Source organism: Hoylesella marshii DSM 16973 = JCM 13450, assembly GCF_000146675.1.
Classification (GTDB): Bacteria; Bacteroidota; Bacteroidia; order Bacteroidales; family Bacteroidaceae; genus Prevotella; species Prevotella marshii.
This window is the reverse complement of record NZ_GL397216.1, coordinates 1-1,765: the sequence shown is the minus strand read 5'-3', so window position 1 is coordinate 1,765 and position 1,765 is coordinate 1. Positions and strand designations below refer to the sequence as shown.

Genomic DNA, 1,765 nt, shown 5'->3' with positions numbered 1-1,765 from the left:
TTTGTAAAGGGCAGAAATATGCAGATTTAGGCAGAAGTTCAGTTACCAGAGTGTTACCCTGTTTTGATGTAGGTAACGATGGTGCAGTATTCGGTAACTAAATTATTTTCGCTCGTGTGGCTGTTGCTTTGGTCGGCAGTTTTCTGCGTATGTGAGGAACGCTTTAATTCGGGTAATTTTGCCCACAAATATTAAAGCGTATGAAAACAGAGAAAATGAAGGTGTTGCTCTACCTTAAAAAGAGCGGGCTTGACAAATCGGGGAAAGCTCCGATTATGGGGCGGATAACTCTTGGAAGGAGTATTGCGCAGTTCAGTTGTAAGCTCTCCTGCAATCCCGATTTATGGAATCCACGTGAGAGCAGGATGGACGGCAAGAGCCGCGAGGCGGTGGAGGTTAATGGGAGATTGGAGAACCTGCTGCTTTCCATTCAATCTGCCTATCAGTCGCTAATTGCCAAAGGACAGCCATTTGATGCAACCGATGTAAAGGAACAGTTTCAAGGCTGTGTGCAGGCACGATGTATGCTCATCGAGAGATTGGATATGCTTATCAAGGAGAAAGAAAGCCATATCGGTATAGACATCAAGGAAGAGTCTATGTCCGCCTATCATTCCACTCGAAAACGGTTGCAGGAGTTTATACAGAAGAAGTATCATGTTTCGGATTTGGCTTTTTCGCAGCTCACAGAAAGCTTTATCTACGAATTGCAGACATTTTGTCTTGGCGAACTCGGTCATCAGCAAAGCACATTTTTCAGAGTTGCAGCAGATTTGAAGACTGTCTGCAGGCTGGCTTATCGTGAGGGGCTGGCTGATACGCTTCTGTTTGATAAAGTCCATATAGAACGAGGAGACAAGAAAGCACCTAAAGCTCTTGACCAAGAAGCATTGAACAAACTGAAAGCAATCTGCTTTGATGAATTGGAAGAGGAAATGGAAACCGCTCGTGATGTGTTTCTCTTCGCCTGTTATACCGGTGCAGCCTATTGTGATTTGATGGAACTAAGCAAGAAGCATCTTGTCCGTGATGATGCAGGCAGTTTGTGGTTGAAGTTCAGCAGACAAAAGACAGGCGTACTTTGTCGTATCAAGTTATTGCCGGAAACTGTTCGGTTAATTGAGAAAATGTACAGCGATGAAAGGGAAGCACTACTGCCTTTCATAAAATATCCCACTTATCAGTCTTGTCTCAAAGCCTTGCGATTACGGGCAGGCATTTCTTTTCCCTTTACTTCGCACACTGCAAGGCATACCTTTGCCACACTTATCACCTTGGAGCAGGGCGTTCCTATTGAAACGGTGAGCAAGATGCTCGGACATACGAACGTAAGTATGACCGAACGTTATGCGAAGGTTACACCGCAGAAACTCTTTGAGGAGTTTAACCGTTTCCTTTCTTTTACTGAAGATTTGCGTTTAACCATTTAACCAAGATTTTTTATGAGAAGTACATTCAAGATATTGTTTTACATCAACAGAAAGAAAATAAAAGCAGACGGCAAGACCGCTATTCTCTGCCGTATCACCATAGACGGAAAGAGTACCGCCATTACCACAGACGAGCAGTGCAAATCCTCCGAGTGGAACAGCAGGAAAGGACTGACAACCGACAAGAAAACCAATCAAAGAATCGGCGAGTTCAAAGAACTTGTAGAAAAGACCTATCAGGAGATATTGATAAAGGACGGAGTGGTAAGCGTGGAACTGCTCAAGAACCGTTTGCAGGGGATAGCCACCATGCCGACAACACTTCTTGCCATGAG

At 44.3% G+C, this 1,765-nt stretch carries 2 protein-coding genes; both read left to right on the top strand.

Features of this window, described 5'->3' with window-relative positions; translation table 11 throughout:
• Positions 1 to 200 precede the first annotated feature (200 nt).
• Positions 201 to 1,430: a site-specific integrase gene (locus HMPREF0658_RS10560; protein WP_006950762.1), complete on the top strand. Its 1,230-nt coding sequence runs from the start codon at positions 201 to 203 to the stop codon at positions 1,428 to 1,430.
• Between the two features lie 12 nt (positions 1,431 to 1,442).
• Positions 1,443 to 1,765: Arm DNA-binding domain-containing protein (locus HMPREF0658_RS10555; RefSeq protein ID WP_006950761.1), on the top strand; the 323-nt coding region annotated here is incomplete at its 3' end.

Coding starts and splice junctions, on each gene's coding strand:
- HMPREF0658_RS10560 (WP_006950762.1), top strand. CDS start 201: ATGAAAACAGAGAAAATGAAGGTGTTGCTCTACCTTAAAAAGAGCGGG.